Origin of the sequence: Paraburkholderia panacisoli (assembly GCF_008369935.1) — a bacterium.
Classification (GTDB): Bacteria; Pseudomonadota; Gammaproteobacteria; order Burkholderiales; family Burkholderiaceae; genus Paraburkholderia; species Paraburkholderia panacisoli.
On sequence record NZ_VTUZ01000002.1, the window covers coordinates 376,328 to 394,616 of the forward strand.

Annotated in this window: 17 protein-coding genes; 11 read left to right on the plus strand and 6 right to left on the minus strand. The window is 64.2% G+C overall.

All coding sequences use genetic code 11. From position 1 onward, the window contains the following. The first annotated feature begins 203 nt into the window (after positions 1-203). Entirely contained in the window at positions 204-1,724 is a 1,521-nt protein-coding gene (locus FVF58_RS04285; RefSeq protein WP_149668771.1) for an amidase, read from the plus strand. Positions 1,725-2,038: 314 nt separating this feature from the next. On the opposite strand, the gene FVF58_RS04290 is transcribed toward FVF58_RS04285, so the two are convergent. From FVF58_RS04290 to FVF58_RS04305, 5 genes are all read right to left on the minus strand, one after another. Further along, entirely contained in the window at positions 2,039-2,350 is a 312-nt protein-coding gene (locus tag FVF58_RS04290) for a high-potential iron-sulfur protein (protein WP_149668672.1), read from the minus strand. Positions 2,351-2,484: 134 nt separating this feature from the next. Beyond that, a complete protein-coding gene (locus tag FVF58_RS04295; protein ID WP_149668673.1) occupies positions 2,485-3,591 on the minus strand; it encodes an NAD(P)/FAD-dependent oxidoreductase in 1,107 nt (368 codons plus the stop codon). Between the two features lie 334 nt (positions 3,592-3,925). Then, complete coding sequence (locus tag FVF58_RS04300; RefSeq protein WP_149668674.1) at positions 3,926-4,354, minus strand: DUF4148 domain-containing protein; 429 nt, start codon at positions 4,352-4,354, stop codon at positions 3,926-3,928. Positions 4,355-4,483: 129 nt separating this feature from the next. After that, entirely contained in the window at positions 4,484-4,612 is a 129-nt protein-coding gene (locus tag FVF58_RS54100) for a hypothetical protein (protein ID WP_281291127.1), read from the minus strand. Further along, on the minus strand, positions 4,613-5,590 hold the full coding sequence (locus FVF58_RS04305) for an AAA family ATPase (RefSeq protein WP_149668675.1): 978 nt from the start codon (positions 5,588-5,590) through the stop codon (positions 4,613-4,615). Positions 5,591-5,855: 265 nt separating this feature from the next. Here FVF58_RS04305 and FVF58_RS04310 point away from each other — a divergent pair, with 265 nt between their 5' ends. Beyond that, positions 5,856-6,359, plus strand: coding sequence for a hypothetical protein (locus tag FVF58_RS04310; protein ID WP_149668676.1), 504 nt, complete (start codon positions 5,856-5,858; stop codon positions 6,357-6,359). An 88-nt stretch (positions 6,360-6,447) separates the two neighbouring features. Beyond that, the gene (locus tag FVF58_RS04315) at positions 6,448-7,245 is read left to right on the plus strand and encodes an endonuclease/exonuclease/phosphatase family protein (protein WP_149668677.1); all 798 of its coding nucleotides are present in this window, start codon (positions 6,448-6,450) and stop codon (positions 7,243-7,245) included. Between the two features lie 131 nt (positions 7,246-7,376). Here the strand turns inward: FVF58_RS04315 and FVF58_RS04320 are convergent, their stop codons facing one another. After that, on the minus strand, positions 7,377-8,357 hold the full coding sequence (locus FVF58_RS04320) for an aldose 1-epimerase (protein WP_149668772.1): 981 nt from the start codon (positions 8,355-8,357) through the stop codon (positions 7,377-7,379). 357 nt (positions 8,358-8,714) lie between these two features. Here FVF58_RS04320 and FVF58_RS04325 point away from each other — a divergent pair, with 357 nt between their 5' ends. From FVF58_RS04325 to rqpR, 8 genes are all read left to right on the plus strand, one after another. After that, entirely contained in the window at positions 8,715-9,767 is a 1,053-nt protein-coding gene (locus tag FVF58_RS04325) for a LacI family DNA-binding transcriptional regulator (protein ID WP_149668773.1), read from the plus strand. Between the two features lie 122 nt (positions 9,768-9,889). Continuing rightward, positions 9,890-10,909, plus strand: coding sequence for an ABC transporter substrate-binding protein (locus tag FVF58_RS04330; RefSeq protein WP_149668678.1), 1,020 nt, complete (start codon positions 9,890-9,892; stop codon positions 10,907-10,909). A gap of 337 nt (positions 10,910-11,246) precedes the next feature. After that, positions 11,247-12,821 carry a sugar ABC transporter ATP-binding protein gene (locus tag FVF58_RS04335; protein WP_188130708.1) on the plus strand — a complete coding sequence of 525 codons (1,575 nt, stop codon included), beginning with the start codon at positions 11,247-11,249 and terminating at the stop codon, positions 12,819-12,821. Positions 12,822-12,879: 58 nt separating this feature from the next. Continuing rightward, positions 12,880-13,851 (plus strand): ABC transporter permease, encoded by a 972-nt coding sequence (locus FVF58_RS04340; RefSeq protein ID WP_149668774.1) that lies wholly within the window; start codon positions 12,880-12,882, stop codon positions 13,849-13,851. A gap of 39 nt (positions 13,852-13,890) precedes the next feature. Next, positions 13,891-14,850: an ABC transporter permease gene (locus FVF58_RS04345; protein WP_149668680.1), complete on the plus strand. Its 960-nt coding sequence runs from the start codon at positions 13,891-13,893 to the stop codon at positions 14,848-14,850. A 666-nt stretch (positions 14,851-15,516) separates the two neighbouring features. Further along, on the plus strand, positions 15,517-16,287 hold the full coding sequence (locus tag FVF58_RS04355; RefSeq protein ID WP_149668681.1) for a ferredoxin--NADP reductase: 771 nt from the start codon (positions 15,517-15,519) through the stop codon (positions 16,285-16,287). A 432-nt stretch (positions 16,288-16,719) separates the two neighbouring features. Next, the gene (locus FVF58_RS04360) at positions 16,720-17,568 is read left to right on the plus strand and encodes a sensor histidine kinase (protein WP_149668682.1); all 849 of its coding nucleotides are present in this window, start codon (positions 16,720-16,722) and stop codon (positions 17,566-17,568) included. Positions 17,569-17,578: 10 nt separating this feature from the next. Continuing rightward, positions 17,579-18,235, plus strand: a complete 657-nt coding sequence (gene rqpR, locus FVF58_RS04365; RefSeq protein WP_149668683.1) for a response regulator transcription factor RqpR — start codon at positions 17,579-17,581, stop codon at positions 18,233-18,235. Positions 18,236-18,289 lie beyond the last annotated feature (54 nt).

Consider the following 18,289-nt stretch of genomic DNA (forward strand, 5'->3'; position numbering starts at 1 on the left):
GCATTTATATGGGCGTTTTTGAACCCGCGTGAGTCACGCTTGCGTGCAACTCGGTTACTCTCTCAAAAGACGGCGTGTCGCTGACACGCCGTCTTTTTCCATGCGTGACGATCAACCCGGGCGACGGGAAGCCCAGCGAAGCGGGTTCATTGCATGCACAGCCCAGCGGCAGAACCACGCTCGATAGTGAGGACCCATCCGTCGTGCATCCAGACTATCTCGCCCATGACGCCATCAGCCTCGCCGAACTGGTGCGCACCGGCCAGGCCAGCGCGCGCGAATTGCTCGACATCGCGATCTCGCGCACCGAGGCCGTCAATCCCGCGATCAATGCAATTGTCCTGAAGGACTACGACGCAGCGCGTCAGCGCGCGTCACGCGACGACACGAACCGGACAAAGAATGGCGCGAACGGATCGGAAAGCACGAGCGCACAAACCGCACTGGCGGGCGTGCCCTATCTGATCAAGGACCTCGGCGCGCCGGTTGCCGGACTGCGCATGGCGATGGGCAGCCGCCACTACCGCCACTTCATTCCCGAGCAGGATGCGCCGGTAGTCACGCTCGCGAAGGCGGCCGGCCTCAACATCTTCGCCAAGACCAGCACCTCCGAACTCGGCCAGATGCCTTATACGGAGCCCGAACTATTCGGCGCGTGTCGCAATCCGTGGAATCTCGACCATACGCCGGGCGGCTCGAGCGGCGGCGCGGCGGCGGCCGTCGCGGCGGGCATCGTGCCGCTCGCGCACGCGTCGGACGGCGGCGGCTCGATCCGCATTCCGGCTTCGTGCTGCGGACTGTTCGGCCTCAAACCGTCGCGCGGACGAGTACCGCGTGCGGCGCCCGCCAGCGCCGGCGAGCTCGGCATCGATCACGCGATCTCGCGCAGCGTGCGCGACAGCGCGTTGTTGCTCGATCTGCTCGGCGGCAATGCTGAGCGACCGCTCGGCGCGCCCGGCACTTTTCTGGCCGCGAGCCGCGAGCCATGCAAGCCGCTGAACATCGCCTACGTGACCGAAGCGATGCTGGCGCCGACGCTGTCGCCCGACTCTCGCGCCGCGCTCGACGACGCCGCGCAACTCGTCAGCTCGCTTGGCCATAACATCGAGCCGGTGTCGCTCGGCATCGATTTCGCGGCGGTCCGCCATGCGTTTCTCATGCTGTGGTCGGTGACCGCCGAGGACCTGGTGCTGAACGCCGAGCGCATCACCGGCCACAAACCGCTGCGCGCCGAATTCGAAATTTCGACGTGGGCGATGGCACATGTCGGCCGCAAACTCGGCGAGCGCGGCCTGCCTGCCGCGCTCGAAGAACAGCGTCGCATCACCGAACGCCTCACCGATCTGCTGCATCGCTACGACGCGATCCTGTGCGCGACGCTTGCCGCGCCGCCGATCAAGATCGGCGAGATGCAGCCCACCTCGACGGAGCGCATGCAGATGCGCGCGGTCACCGCAGTGCCGCTCGAATCGCTGATGAAGAAGCTACTGACCGAAGCATCGAACAAGGCGTTTGCGTGGGCGGGATGCACGGAGTTGTTCAACCTGAGCGGCCAGCCGGCGATGTCCGTACCGCTTTACTGGAACGCGCGCGGGCTGCCGGTCGGCGTGCAATTCGCCGCGCGTGCCGGCGGCGAAGCCACGCTGTTACGGCTGGCGGCGCAACTCGAAGCGGCGCGGCCATGGTTCGACAAGCGGCCGCCGCTGATGAAGGCGCGCAGTTAGCCGAAGCAGCGCCGCGTACGTTCGTCACGCGAGAGTCGTGAAAGAGCGGCGCACAGGACGCATGCTTGCCGCGCGAGCAAGATCGCGTCAGACGCCGTTGTGCATGAGGCTATGTGAGAGAACGCAGCGCGCCAGCCAGCCTGCTTGACCGCCTCGACGCATGTGCATAAAAAGCGCTCGAACTGTTTCCCGCACAGCAAAAAGGCGCCTTCCGCGCGCAACGGAAGACACCTCGCCAATCTGCCTTCGATGAAGCGCCGCCATCATTCGGCGCATCCCGCGCGACGTTTTTCGTGCGTCGCGCTTCAGCGTATTCAGCTCTTCTTGTTATATGCGCTGCACCAACCCTTGCTCGCGACCTGCTTGCCCGCGAACATCGGGCAACCCGCATAGGCATCGGTTGGCTTGCCCTGGTAGAAGCTGCAATTGCCGCAGTCCTGACCCGGGGCATATTTGGCGAACTTCGCCTTGTCGACTTTGCTCGCGTCTTCCTTATAGCCGAGCGCTTGCGCGGTCGGATCGGATTCGGCGACTTTAGGTGCATCGGCGAAAGCCTGGCGCGACAGCGCGAACGTGGACGCCACACCAATGCTGGTGATCAAAAACGTACGACGGGAAGATTTCATGGGGACTCACTCCGTTTATATGAACGACTCGCCGTTCTGATGACAGCGGTCCCCAAGCATAGCAATGAAGCCGTCGCGCGTGATCGCCCAAATGATAGAGATAACCGAATTGGTAAACCCCGTGCTGGACGGCGTTACGCGCGCCCGCTCAATTCGCACACACGCTGCGCGATCGCCAGCGACGCCGTCAAACCCGGCGACTCGATGCCGAACAGATTGACGAGCCCGCGCACGCCGTGCGCAGCCGGCCCTTGAATCACGAAGTCGGCGGCGGGTTCGCCCGGGCCCGAAAGCTTCGGACGAATGCCCGCATACGCGGGCTGCAACGCGTCGTCGGGAAGCGCGGGCCAGTACGCGCGAATCGCCGCATAAAACGATTCCGCGCGACGCGGATCGACATCGTAGTTGATCGTGTCGACCCATTCGACATCCGGACCGAAGCGCGCCTGGCCGCCGAGATCAATGGTCAGATGCACGCCCAGCCCGGCCTCGTTCGGCATCGGATAAATCAGACGGCTGAACGGCGCGCGCCCCGAGATGCTGAAGTAGTTGCCGCGCGCCAGATAGAGCGGCGGCACGTGACGCGCATCGAGTCCGCGGATCTTGCGGGCCAGCGCGTTCGCCTGCAACCCCGCGCTGTTGATCACGCACGCGGCGCTGATCGTGGTCGGCGCATCGCCGCCCACCGTGATGACGAAGCGTCCATTGCTCGCTTCGATGGCCTTTACCGGCGCATGAAACGCGCACACCGCGCCGTCGCGTTCGGCGTCGCCCTGCAGCGACAGCATGAACTGATGGCTATCGACGATACCCGTCTGCGGCGAGAACACCGCATCGACACATTCGAGCGCCGGCTCGAGCGCTTGCGCCTGGTCGCCGCTGATACGCATCAGGTCGAGCACACCGTTGTCGCGCCCCTTGGCCATGATGCTTTCAAGCTGGGGAATCTGGTGGCGCGAAGTCGCGACCAGCAACTTGCCACAGCGCGAATGCGGGACGTTGTGCTCCGCGCAATAGTCGTAGAGCATCTCGCGGCCGCGCACGCAGAGCGTGGCTTTCAACGAACCGCGCGGATAGTAGATGCCCGCGTGAATCACTTCGCTGTTGCGCGAGCTGGTGCCCACGCCGATCGCTTCGGCGGCTTCCAGCACGATCACCTCGCGCCCGCGCGCCGCCAGCGCGCGCGCCACCGCGAGGCCAATCACGCCGGCGCCGATCACTACACATTCGATTTGGTCCATGTCCCTTGACGCGGCTGACATCGCCGCGCGCTGCCTCGTTCACCGATAGAGAGAAAGACAGGATGCGACTCTCGTGTGCCGCACACCGCTCGTTGTCGAACGCACCTGCCGTATCGCAACCGCCACCCGAAATTGTACGATGCCGCACAGATAGAAATGCCCGCACGTCGAAACGACTGCGGGCATTCGGTCTTGAGCGCGGCTCAAACGTAACGGCCGGACTGATCAGTGTACGCCGTCGAAGATCGAAGCGCTTGCTTCTTCGCACGCGCGATGGACTCGAAGGACTCGGCGACGGCTTTGGCTGAACCGAAAAGCCGTCGAGCGCTGCAGCTTAGCTCTGCGTGCTCGCCACGCGATGATTCACAGCTTCTACCAGGTCGGTCTTCACTTGCGCGCGCGGCACCGTATAGCCGCCGACCGCAAGTTCCTGTGCGTAAGCCGGTGCATTCGGATTCAGATTCAATTGACCGCTCGCGCGCGCCTCAGCCAATTCGGCCTTTACTTGTGCACGGGTCTTGGGACCGTTGTCGGGCGAGGCGCTCACGCTGTCGGCGGAAATCGGCGCATACGGATTCTGGTCCAGTTCACCAGTTGCGCGGGCGCGCGCAACATCGGCCTTTACTTGCGCGCGGGTCACGCCGCTCGGCTGCGTGTACGTTTCGACTTCCGGACGATACGACGTCGCCGGACCATAGCCGCTCGCGAATGCCGGTGCGGCGATGGCAGCTGAGAAAAGCAAAGCGAAGGAAGCGGTTCTCATGATGGTTTCCAATAGTCGTTGATGTTGGGTTTTGTACTTGCGGAGCGGCCTCTCGCTTCGTTGCACAGCGGCCATCTCGTTGGGTCTTAAGTGTATTCCCTGACTATCGAAAGGCCAGATCAATTGAATTCAACTTAGAATCTCAAAAAAAGAAACAATTGCTGTGGCATTCACCGCGATTCCAGAACGGATCGCCGCTTTTTTACGGAAAAAAGCCGCCCAAAGGCGGCTTTCATGCAGAAAAACGGGCAAAAACATTCAAAATCCGATCGGTTTTCGCCGATTTCCATGGTCCAGACGAATATCGCCGGCTTCGATCCGATCCCGCCCATCGATTCGCGCCGCACCGAAGCCGTTCAGAATCGCGCGTCGCATCTCACGCGGCGAAGCCAGCTTCAGCGCATCGAGCGCGGCGTCGCCGAGCACCTCGGGAAAACGCAGGCCCCAGTTGTGCGCCGAGCGGATCTCGTCATAGATCGCTTGCGCGATGCGCCGCGTGCCGTCGCGATCCGGCGGCGGAATTTCATACACATTCATCCGGTTCAGGATCGGCTCGGGAATCGAGCGCTCGTCGTTCGCCGTGGCGATCCAGATCACGTTGCCCGCATTGATCGGAATCTCGGCGAATTCGTCGATGAAACTCTGCGCGGTGTCGTGTTCGAGCAGCGCGTACAGCGCGCCGAGCGGATCGTATTGGGAATCGCCGGTGGCCTTGTCGATTTCGTCGACGGCGATGACGGGGTTCGCATAGCTGCCGTTCACGAGCGCATCGAACACCTTGCCCGGCTTCGCGTTTTTCCATTGCGACGACGCGCCCGACAGAATCCATCCCGCCGTCAACGAACTCATCGCCACGTATTGGTAAGCGGTGCCGAGCAGGCGCGCCAACTGTTTCGCGAAATGCGTCTTGCCGATCCCGGGATCGCCGAGCAGAAGGATCGGCATCAGTTCGAGCCGGTCTTCGGTCTCCAGGCACAGCGCGACCTGCTTGCGAATGTCGTCGAGCGGCACTGAAAAGTTGGGGAGCGCGTCGATCAGATCGTCGATCGACGGCATCCGGTTCGGCTTCACGCAAAAGCGCAGATTGCCTGTTTTCAGCATCTTTTCGTACGTTGCGCGCAGCGCCTCGTTCGCGCCTTCGCCGAGATCGTTCAGCGCGGTTTCGACCTGATCGAGGTCGTACACCCGGCTGAAAGACGCCACGGCGATTTCCTGTTTGACCATTGCTGTTGTCATCGCTCACCCCGTCTGGCTGGCCTTGCTGCGACGGCGCCTCGTGGCCGCCGTTTCAAGTCCAGTGTAACGACGACATATTCCCGTGCAAGCCAGCAGTCGTGCGGCTCTGCTGCTAACAACGGTTGTTTTCGACGCTTGTCGTCCTTATCTGCAATGCATTGTTGCTGAACCCGGCCCTGATCCAAGTGTCAGAAAAGCGTTGCAGCCATCGGGGGTAAGATGGCTCTCTGACCATTCGGGCCGAGTAGAGCCGGAGATCCCTTCTATGTGGAAAACCAGTATCGTCGCCGTGCTGCTTGGCACCTCGTTGCTTGCAAACGCACAACAACGGCCGGCGCAGCAGGTTGTGCAATGGCAGTTACAGGTAATGCGCGACGGACAGCAGATCGATTCGTTCGACGGCACCACCACGGTCGGCCAGGCGCGCACGGATACGCATCACAAGACGGTGCAGCATAACGTCGGCTGTAAAGACCAGCCGGCCGGCAGCCTCGATCTGTCGCGCACGCTGACGGTCTCGCCGCTGCGGGCCGATACGAACGGGATCACGCTGTCGATCGACACGCAGGAGACGCTCGAAGACGACGCCGCGCGGCAAACCGACATCGGCTGCAAGCTGCCGCCGCAGCCGCGCCAGGTGAACGCGAGCCATCCCGGTCTGACGGTTGCGCCGGGCCAATGGGCGAGCTGGACGATCGTCGACAAGGATCCGAACCTGGTCTACCGCGTGCGTGCGAGTCTCGCGGACGGCGCCAGTAATGCAAATTGATCGTTGATGAGAGCGAAGCGCGAACCTACAGCCGAACGCGACGCGCGCACAACCGAAGCCTTCAAACAGAACACGTGGATAACGCGGCATGCGAAACCCAGAAGAATTGATCCGCGAGAACCTCGCGCCGAACGATTTCGTCGCGGTGAGCTGGAACCTTCACAAAGGCCGCACACCGCTCGGCTTTCAGGCCTGGCAGGCCATGCAGCGCTGGGTCCAGTCGACCCACGCGGACGCCTATTTCCTGCAGGAAGCGATGGCACGGCGCATGCCGTCGCCGATGCTGGCGAGCAGTTTCGGCGCGCCGATCGGCGATCCGCTGAACGATGTCTGGCACTGCCAGGCCACGGAAATCGCCCGTGCGCTCGAACTCGAAGTGGCGCTCGGCCCGAACGTGTTCAAGCCGTCGTGGCGGCATGGCAATGCAATTTTGTCGCCGCATCCGCTCGATCTCGGCGGACGCTGGGACATCTCCGCGCATCGCTTCGAAAAGCGTGGCTTGCTGGTGGCGAGGGCGACCTTCGGCGGTCACTCGGTCACGCTGCTGTGCGCGCACCTTGCGCTCACGCGGCCGGCGCGCTTGCGGCAGATGAACTGGATCGCGCACTGGATCGAGAAAGAAGCACCCGACGGTCCGCTGGTGCTGGCCGGTGACTTCAACGACTGGCGCAATGACTCGGTGCCGCTGTTTCGCGAGCATGGTCTGCACGAGGTGGCGACGCTGCTCGGCGAGTCGGGCCGCACTTTCCCTGCCTTCTCGCCGGCGCTTGCGCTCGACAAGATGTTCGTGCGCGGCATGCAGCCCATCGAATGGATTCAGCCGACGCAGGAAACCGCGTGGCTGTCTGATCATTTGCCATATATGGCGCGCTTGCGGGTGGAGTGAGTGGGTGGCGGGTTCAGATTTGAATGGGCGGCGTGGCCGCCCTTTTGTTTTTACTGAGCGCTAACGCTTGCCTGCTTGCGCTCCTGCACGCATCAGCGCGTCACTGCATCAGCGCGGACCGCGCGCCGCCCTCAGCCGCGCTGCGGCGTCCACGTCAAAGTCGCGGCGATCTCCTCGCCGGGCGCCAACACGCAGCCGCCCACCTGCTCACGCATGCCGACCGCGTTGAAGCAATCCGTGGTGTTCGTCACCGGCTCCACGCAGAGCTGCGCATCGTTGGCCGGAGCGAACACGACCAGGTGATCGAACGGAGCGTCGGCGGTCATCGTCAAGCGGCGGTGTTCGTCGGGCCACGCAATGGTCGCCTCGCGCGTCCAGTTGGCGAAGTTGTTGTCGAGATCGAACGCATCGGGCGACATGCCTTCACGCAACGCGTCGACTGCGGGATGCGGGCCGAGATGCGTCGGCAGCACGTCGGCGTCGGCATGCCACATCGCTTGCACGTCGGCGTACACGCGGGTTTGCGCCGTGCGCGGATAGTACGGGTGATGCCCCATGCCGAACGGCATCGGCCGCACGGCCAGATTTTGCGCGGACAGCGTGACGCACAGCGCACCGCCGCGCAACTCGATCCGCTGTTGCGCCCGGTAGCGAAACGGCCAGTCGCCGGGCACTCGCGGATCAGGCTCGTGCTCGAAGTGCAAGTCCACCGAACCATCGCTACGCGCCCCCACCTGCCAGGGATGCCGCCACGCATTGCCATGCAGCGCGTGCGCGAAGCGCGAGTCGTTGCCGGCGAGGTCGACGGTGCCGCCGCCGAATTCGAAACGCGCGTCGCGAATCCGGTTGCAGTACGGAAACAGCGGGAAACTCGCCATCCGCAGCGGATCACGCTGCTCGAACGCCGCATGCGCAGCCGGCCGCAGCCAATGCAGCGGGCCATCGGTTGTGATCTCGTAAAAGGCCGCGAGCGCGCCGCCTACGCCGGGCGCGATCACCGCCCGCAGCGCGCCCGCCGTCAGCGTGACGAGCGTGGCAGCGATGGCGGGATCATCGAGCCACGCGAGTTCGGTGGCGGGCGGTCGGATCGGATTCAAGGAAACGTCGCGCATTGTCAGAAAAGGCAGGGCCTCGGGCGGATGGCGGCATGAACGCGCATCGGTGTCTCCTGTGTCGACCATGAAAGTTAATTTCTGTGCCGCGCACATCGCGCGGCCGGCGGAGCGTCAAAGTCCGCGGGACCGAGAATCGCACGACAAAGTGAATCGGTCAATATTATTAGTAATAAATTTTCCGTAAGGGTTCGTTCGGCAAGCTCATCGGTTCCTCCCAAATGAGGGGTTTATGTACGTTGCCTGGCGCATATTATTAGTGGTACCGTCAGCACGAAGACGCCCCAGGCATCCCCCCGCTTTTGCGCCGCCGCAGCGCGACCCACAATGAAAAAATCGACTCAACGCCGTCCGACCATGACCGACATCGCCAAGCTCACCGGCGTGTCGCAATCGACTGTCTCGCTGGTGCTGAACAACGCCACCGGCGCGAAGTTCTCCGAGACCACCCGCGACAAGGTGCTGAAGGCCGCACACGATCTCGGCTACCGGCTGTCGTTGCGCGAGCCGGTTGCCGCTTCCGCCGACGAACGCAATCTGATCGTCTACCTGGCCGACGAAATCTCCACCAGCCCGCACCCGGTCGTCAACATCGACGGCGCGCGCGACGCGGCCTATGCAAGCGGCAAGATGCTGGCGGTCTATTCGACGCACGGCAACGCCGATATCGAAAAGCAGGTGCTGGACACGGTCCTCGCGAATCCGAATGTGTTCGGCGTGATTTACGCAACCGTCTATACGCGCAAGGTGACGCTGCCGGCCGCGCTCTCGCAGGTGCCGACCGTGCTGTTGAACTGCTACACGGGCGAAGGCGGGTTTTCATCGGTGGTGCCGGCGGAAGTCGCGGGCGGTCATCTTGCCACCGAGCATCTGCTGCAAGCCGGGCATCGGCGGATCGGCTATATCAACGGCGAGCCGTGGCAGGACGCGTCGAAAGACCGCCTCAAGGGCTACCGCACGGCGCTCGCCACTGCCGACCTGCCCTACGCGCCGGAGCTGGTGCGCGACGGCGACTGGAGTTCGGGCCTCGGCTTCGAACTGACGCTCTCGCTGATGCGCGAAGCCAATCCGCCGACCGCGATTTTCTGCGCCAACGACCTCACCGCGATCGGCGCGATCGAAGCGTTGAAGCAACTCGGCCTGCGCGTGCCCGAAGATGTGTCGGTGCTCGGCTACGACGACCAGGAAATCGCCCGCCACACACATCCGCCGCTCTCCACGGTGGTGCTGCCGAACTACGAGCTGGGACGCTGGGCCGTCGAAACGCTTCTGCAGGAAGAGCACAACCGCGCTGCTGGCGCCCCGGTGCGGCATCGGATGGTCAAGCTCGATGGACCGCTCGTCGAACGCGCGTCGGTGAGGGTAATTACCGAGGCAAAAACGCCAATAATTAATATTATTAGTGATTGACCGATAATAATTCCTGGTGGAATAATCGGCACGTCTGGTCCGGGGACGCATAGCGCCGCCGGCCGGCACAAACAACTCAAAAAGCAAATACAACCCTACCTCACCAGGTACTGGAGGAAGACATGGCGTCGCTCAACACGCAATCGCGCAAGCATGCGCGCAAGCAGCAGATTCGTCCGCTGGCAGGTTCGCTGCTGGCTCTGGCAATCGGTTTCGGCGTCGCCACCGCGCACGCCGACGACGCGTTGCCGAAGTTGGTCACCAAGACCCCGTTGAAGGTCGGCTTCGCGCAGACCGAAAGCAACAACCCATGGCGTCTCGCGGAAACCAAGAGCTTCAAGGACGTCGCGGCCAAATGCGGCTGGCAGATCGTGATGACCGACGCCAACGGCTCCAACTCCAAACAGGTCTCCGACATTCAAAGCATGATCGCGCAGCACGTCGATCTGCTGGTGTTCCCGCCGCGCGAAGAAAAGCCGCTTGCGCCGATCGTGTTGCAGGCCAAAAAGGCCGGCATTCCGGTGATCCTGGTCGACCGTGATGTCGATCAATCGGTCGCCAAGGCGGGGCGCGACTACATCACGTTCATCGGCTCGGACTTCATCGACCAAGGCCACCGCGCCGCCGACTGGCTCGTGAAGGCGACCAACGGCAAGGCGAAGATCATCGAACTGGAAGGCACGACCGGCGCGTCGGCCGCCAACGATCGGAAGAAGGGCTTCGACGAAATCGTCGCGAAGAATCCGGGCATGACGATCATCGCGTCGCAAAGCGGCGACTTCGCGCGCGACAAGGGCCGTCAGGTGATGGAAACGCTGTTGCAGGCGCATCCGGACGTCACCGCGGTCTACGCGCACAACGACGAAATGGCGCTCGGCGCGATCGCCGCGATCAAGGCCGCCGGCAAGCAGCCGGGCAAGGACATCCAGATCGTCACGATCGACGGCACCAAGGGCGGCATGGATGCGATCGCCGCCGGCGAACTCGGCGCGAGTGTGCAGTCGAGCCCGTTCTTCGGCCCGCTCGCCTGCGATGTCGCGCAGCGTTACGCGAAGGGCGAGAAGATCCCGACGTGGGTCAAGGTGTCCGACCGGTTCTACGACAAGAGCAACGTGCAGCAGAGCATGCAGTACGGCTATTGATCGAGAAGCAATAGAAAGACAAGCGCCCCAAGGGGACTCGTTTCACGGCGTTGCAGCAGGAAGTCACCCGCCTTTGAAAAACGTCTCCTCGGTAGGCGGGTGACGGGAAGGGTTCGAAGCGACGCGCCCGTGATTGCACGGACCGTCGCTTCGCTTTTATGCGGCGTAACATGGCTCGACCGCGAAGCTTCGAACACGCCCCTGCATCCAGCCCGGACCCGCACGGCGATACATCCCCGTGCGAGCCTGTGCAGCACCCGCATCAGGAGGACTCCCCGTGACGGAATCCGGCAAAGAGACGCCACACTCCCCCCTCGCCCGTTCGCCGCTGCTCGAGATGCAGGACATCGGCATCAGCTTTGGCGGCGTGCCCGCGCTGCGCGGCGCCAATCTGAGCGTCGCCGCCGGCGAAGTGCACGCGCTGATCGGCCAGAACGGCGCCGGCAAATCGACCATGATCAAGATACTGACCGGAGCGTATCGGCGCGGCGCGGGCAGCGTGCGTTTCGAAGGCCAGGAAGTCGATTTCCGCACGCCAAAGCAGGCGCGCGAAGCCGGCATCAGCACGATCTATCAGGAGATCAACCTGGTGCCGTTCCGCTCGGTGGCGGAAAACATTTTTCTCGGCCGCGAGCCGCGCCGCTTCGGCCTGATCGATTGGCGCGCGGTGCAGCAGCGCGCTAGCGCGCTGCTCGAATCGTTCGGCTTGCAGATCGACGTGAAGAAGCCGGTCGGCCGCTATTCGACCGCGATCCAGCAGATGGTGGCGCTCGCGCGCGCGGTGTCGTCGGACGCGAAGATGGTAATCATGGACGAGTCCACTTCGTCGCTCGACGAACGCGAAGTGGAGCTGCTCTTCACCGTGGTGCGCAAGCTGCGCGACGACGGCCGCGCGGTGATCTTCGTGTCGCACCGGCTCGACGAGCTTTACGCGCTGTGCGACCGCGTCACCGTGATGCGCGACGGCCAGACCGTCGCGCAAAGCACGATGGCGGAGATGGACAAGCTACAACTCGTCACGACGATGCTGGGCCGCACGCTGGCCGCCGTCGTCCAGGAAGACACTGCCTCGCGCGAAGCGAACCTCGCGCGGCGCGGCAAGCAGGCCATTGCGGCCACGCATGTGAGCGCGCATCCGAAGGTGAGCGACGTGTCGCTCGAAGTGCACGCTGGCGAAGCCGTGGGTCTCGCGGGCCTGCTCGGCTCGGGCCGCACGGAGACCATGCGGCTGATGTTCGGCGCCGATCCGCTGGAGCAGGGGTCGCTGTCGATCGGCGGCGCAGCCGTCACATTGAAGTCGCCGCAGGACGCGATCGCGCGCGGCCTCGCGTATCTCACCGAGGACCGCAAGGGCGAAGGCATCGTGCCCGAGCTGTCGGTGCGCGACAACCTCACGCTGGTCTGCCTGCGCACGCTTGCGAGGAACGGCGTGGTCGACGTGAAGAAGCAGCAGGCGATCGTCGAGCGCTTCATCGCGTCGCTCGGCATCAAGCTGCGCTCCGCCGATCAGCCGATCCGCGAACTGTCCGGCGGCAATCAGCAGAAGGTGCTGCTGGCGCGCTGGCTGGCCGCCGAGCCGTCGCTGCTGCTGCTCGACGAACCGACGCGCGGCATCGACGTCGGCGCCAAGGCCGATGTCGCGAAGATCGTGCGCGAGTTGCGCGACGCGGGCCTGGCGGTGCTGTTGTCCGCGTCCGAACTCGAAGAACTGACCGCGGTGGCCGACCGCGCGGTCGTGATCCGCGACGGCCGCACGGTCGCCGAACTGAACGGCGCCGAGATGAGCGAGACCGCGATCATGGATGCCATCGCCTACGGCAGCGAAGGCCATTCGCAACTGGCCGACGCCGCGCAAACGGCTAACGCCGCCCATATCGAAGACGCGTTGGAGGGCGACCGTCATGGCGCTTAAGCTGCACACCGAGTCGCTGCACACCGAACCGGCCCGGCATGCTGACGCCGCCGCGTCCATGACCGCCGCGCCACGCGCGCAACCCGCGAGCACCGTACGGAAATGGCGGCACCTCGCAATGCAGCGCGAAATCATCGTGCTGCTCGCGATGGTGCTGTTCAATCTGATCTTCACGCCGCACTTCTGGTCGCTGCAAACCTTCAACGTGAACATGACCCAGGTGGTGACGATCGTGATCGTCGGCATCGGCATGACGCTGGTGGTGGCGACGGGCGGCATCGACCTGTCGGTGGGCGCGTCGATGGCGATCTCCGGCGCGCTTGCGCCAATGCTGTTCCTCAACATAGCGGGCCCCGGCGGCATTGCGCTCGCGTTCGTGCTGCCGGTGCTGGCGGCCGCCGTGTGCGGCGTATTCAACGGCTTGCTGGTGACGAAGCTATCCGTGCAGCCGATCGTCGCGACGCTGGTGCTGTTCATCGCCGGACGCGGCATCGCGCAGGTCGTCACCGATGGCAGCCTCCAAGCGTTCAACACGCCCGCCTTCCAGTGGATCGCGCTCGGCAAGATCGCGGGCGTGCCCTTCCAGGTGCTGCTGATGCTGGCGCTGGTCGGCGTGTTCGTGTGGGTGGTGCGCAAAACGCTGTTCGGCCAGTATCTGCTGATCACCGGCGGCAACGAAAAGGCCGCGTATCTGTGCGGCGTGCCGACCGCCACCGTGAAGCTGATCGCCTACACGCTGTGCGCGGCGCTCGCGGGGCTCGCCGGGCTGATCTCGATCTCGGTGAATTCGTCGTCGGACGCGAACGTGGTGGGGCTCGGCGTCGAGCTCGATGCGATTGCGGCGGTCGCCGTCGGCGGCACTGCGTTGACGGGCGGCAAGGCGTACATCGGCGGCACGCTGGTCGGCGCGCTGATCATCCAGTTGCTGCGCTATACGCTGCTCGCGCACGGCATTCCCGACGCGGCGGCGCTGGTGGTGAAGGCCGGCATCATCGTCGCGGCCGTTTATGTGCAGCGGCGCTCGCGCTAACGCCTAACGCAGCTCACGCACACTCCCGGACTCGATGCGATGAAAAAGAACCTTCCTATCCTGCTCGCGCTGGCGGCCCTCGTCGTCTTCGGCCTCGTGCGCTACGAGCATTTCGGCTCGGCGTACAACATCACGTCGTTCTGGCGCTACAACTCGATGTTCGCGCTGATCTCGATCGGCATGGCCTTCGTAATCATCACCGGCGGCATCGACCTGTCGGTCGGCACGGTCGCCGCGCTGGCGAGCGTGGTCGCCGCGCTGACCAGCGTGTATGGCGGCTGGGTCGCGGTGCTGGCCGGCTGCGCGGCTGGGCTCGCGGTCGGCGTGTTGAACGGCCTGATCAACACGCGGCTGAAAATCCTGCCCTTCATCGTGACGCTCGCGACGAGCCTCGGTGCGCACGGCGTGGCGCTGCTGCTCGGCAAGAACGATGCGGTGTCGATCGCGGCCGAGTCGAACTTAGGCAACTTTGGGCAAGGCGATCTGTTCGGGCTGCCGATTCCGGGCATCGTCGCGCTGGTCGCCGCGCTGGCGGGCTGGCTCGCACTGCGCAGTTCGCGCTTCGGGCGGCATGCGCTGGCGATCGGCGGCAGCGAGGAAGCCGCGCGGCTGATGGGGTTGAACGTCGACCGCACGCTGGTGACGGCTTATGCGGTGAGCGGCCTGCTGGCCGGCATGGCGGGCGTGATCCTCGCCGCGCAGTTCGGCGCGGGGCAGCCGAACGAAGGGGTCGGCTGGGAGCTGTTCGCGATTTCGGCGGTCGTGCTCGGCGGCACGCTGCTCACCGGCGGCGAGGGCTCGGTGGCGATGACGATTGCCGGCGTGCTGCTGCTCGGCCTGGTGTTCAACCTGCTGAATTTCGAAAACGGGCTGGGTTTCATCAGCTTGTCGGCTTACTGGCAGTCGGTGATTCGCGGCGTGTTCCTGTTGCTGGTGATCGTGTTGCAGGCGAGAGTGCTGAAGCAACGCGGGAAAAAGCGGGTAACGGCGCCGGCCTGATCGGCTCGCGTGAGTTGGCGGGCTTGGCGGCGCACGCTTCGCGGCGGTTCGGGCGGCCGCCAGCTCACGCTCGCACTGTTCGGCGTCATCAAAACATCATAGGCGCAGCGTCTTATCGGGCTTATGGTCTGCGCCGACCATGGCGGCTTCTTATCGCACTTGTGTACCAAAAGCAAGCCATCCAGACGACGTGCGCTTGAAGTACGTGGCACCCGCTTCGCGCAAGCTTGATTTGCCTGATTGCCCGCCCGCCTCACCGCACTTGCCAGTTTTATCAGCAGGGTCAATGCTGCAGTGCACGCCGGCTTTCGGTATGATCCCAAAAATGTTGCCCGCGCGGCGCGCCTATCCGGCGCATGCCGGACAGCCGATGGCAGCCGCCCTGCGCGGCTTTCGCCCATCGCCGTACCCCTTGCTGAAGCGCGGCGGCATCCACGCCAACGTAGTTCGCGGCGCCCGTTATATCGACAGCCGGCGCCCACGCTTGCGGGGTCCGGCAACCCGCTTCACCACGCTCAACCGCCGCGCCGCCGCCCTCAGGCAGCGGGCGCGGTAAAATAGCGGATTGCGCGTGACTCCCGATCACGGGTTAGCGCAGCATCGCCCTTGCCGTGCCGGCCGGCTAAAACGACTGGCCGCCTTTGTTTTCGCACTATCCAAGAAGCCATGAGCAACCTGAATTCACAAACCGTCCTGAGCGTCCATCACTGGACCGATACGCTTTTCAGCTTCACCTGCACGCGCGATCCGTCGTTCCGTTTCGAAAACGGCCAGTTCACGATGGTGGGCCTCGAAGTCGACGGCAAGCCGCTGATCCGAGCCTACAGCCTCGCTAGTGCGAACTACGAAGAGCATCTCGAATTCCTGAGCATCAAGGTGCAGGACGGCCCGCTCACATCGCGTTTGCAGCATCTGAAGGTTGGCGACGAAGTCCTGATCGGCAAGAAGCCGGTCGGCACGCTGATGGCCGACAACCTGCTGCCGGGCAAGACGCTGTGGCTGCTGTCCACCGGCACGGGTCTCGCGCCGTTCATGTCGATCATCAAGGACCCGGACATTTACGACCGCTACGAGCGTGTCGTGCTCACGCACACCTGCCGTTTCGTCGACGAACTGGCGTACAAGGAATACATCACCGACCACCTGCCGGCGCACGAGCACCTGGGCGAACTGGTGCAGGAAAAGCTGCTGTACTACCCGACGGTCACGCGCGAAGCGTTCCAGAACCGCGGCCGCATCACCGAGCTGATCGAAACCGAAAAGCTGTTCGCCGACCTCGGCGTGCCGGGCTTCTCGCTCGAAGACGACCGCGTGATGCTGTGCGGCAGCCCGCACATGCTGCGCGACACGCGCAAGCTGCTGGACGACCTGGGCTTCGAGGAAGGCAGCAACAATGCGCCGGGTCACTACGTGGTCGAAAAGGCGTTCGTCGGCTAAGCCACGTATCGTTTTCGCGGCACGCGCCGCCGATCCAGCAAAAAGGAGCCTTCGGGCTCCTTTTTTGTTGCTGGTTACAATTGGCGCCATCGCGACGGAAGTCTCACGTCGGCATTATTCCTACAAAAACGTGGCTTGCAAACATCAACCATTGCATGAAAAGTGAGCGCTAAGCCTTGGTAGCACTGCATTCTTTCTTTTTTTGGGATATCATCGCGCCGCACGATCAGTCGAATTGACACGCCTTTACCGGTCCGGCCTGATTGTTACTGAATGTAACTTTCGTTACTTCGCATCATCGCGTTTTGCCGTTTGCGCGCTGCGCGTGACGGCTACACCTGGGAGGCTAGAGACTCGCATGCGTTCTTTTGTCTTCGCGCCGCCGATGCGCACCCGCTTCGCGGTCCACACGGCTTCCTGAGAGGGAAACTCATGGATACGCCGACTGCCGTCCAGTTCAACGCCCCCTTTTCTTCGTCAGTGGTTCGCGACGGGTTCGACGCGCCGTCCTCGTCGACCGAACACGAGCTTGCACGGCTGCGCGCACGAGTGCGCGAGTTGTCGGCCGAACTCGTGCAGGCGCAGGAAGCCGCCTGCCGTCACGTGGCGCGCGAACTGCACGACGGCGTGGGCGCCGAGCTGACCGCGACGCGCTTCGCGCTGGCCGGCGTCGAAACCTGGCTGCCCGCCGACGCGCCGCCGCAATGCGCCGCCGCGCTCACGGTCGCGAACCGCTCGCTCGACGCTGTGTATGCAGCAAGCCGTCAGGCCATCGCGGAACTGCACGCGCCATCGCTCGAAGCGGGCCTCGCCGGCGCGCTGGCGCACTGGACCGGCGACTTCGCCATGCGCACACAGTTGCGCACGAACTTCGTCTGCGCCGCCGACGTGCGCCTGACGCGCCTGCCCGCCGACGCCGCGTTGGCCGTATTCCGGGTCGCGCAGGAAGCGCTGAACAACATCGCGAGGCACGCTCACGCCGAATCGGCAGACGTGCGGATCGAGACCAGCCGGCGTCATCTCACGCTGCTAGTCAGCGACGACGGCATCGGGCTCACACGCAACGCCCGCAACCCTCGCCACGGCCATTTCGGGCTGAGCGGCATGCAGGCGCGCTGCGCCGCCTTCGACGGCACGCTGCGCATCAGCGCCCGGCGTACCGGCGCGCAGGGTGGCGCGAGCGCCAACGCGGCACGCGGAACGCTGCTGCAGGCGCGCTTCGCCTGGGACGCGCTGCTCGCGCACGCGCCTCGCGCCGCGAGGCGCGCACTGCAATCGTGAGCGCGCCGTCATGAGCCTGCGCATCCTGATCGCCGACGATCACGCCGTGGTTCGCCAGGGCGTGCGCCAATTGCTGCTCGACCGCGGCGTGGCGCGCGAAGTCCACGAGGCGCAAAGCGGCGCCGAAGCGCTCGACGCCATCGGCCAGCACAGCTACGACGTGGTGCTGCTCGATATCTCGCTGCCCGACACGAACGGCGTCGAAGTGCTCAAGCGCCTGAAGCGCAAGGCGCCGCGCGTGGCCGTGCTGATGTTCTCGATGTATCGCGAGGACCAGTACGCGGTGCGCGCGCTGAAGGCCGGGGCGTCCGGCTACCTGTCAAAAACGGTCGACGCCGCGCAGATGATCGGCGCGATCCAGCAGGTCGCGGCGGGCCGCAAATACGTGAGCCCGGCGATGGCCGAGGCGCTCGCCGACTACGTGTCCTTCGACGGCGAGCAGTTGCCGCACGAAAAGCTCTCCGATCGCGAATATCAAACGCTGTGCATGCTCGCGTCGGGCAAGCGGCTGACGGATATCGCGGCGGCGCTGTCGTTGTCGGTCAAGACGGTCAGCGTGTACCGCACGCGGCTGCTCGAGAAAATGAAGCTGCGCAATAACGCCGAACTGACGTTCTACGTGATGAGCAACCGGCTCGTCGATCTGAACCCGGCGATGGCGGGCTGACGTCGCTTCGCCCTCGCCTTCGCCGCCTTCGCCGCCTTCGCCGTTATCGCCGCG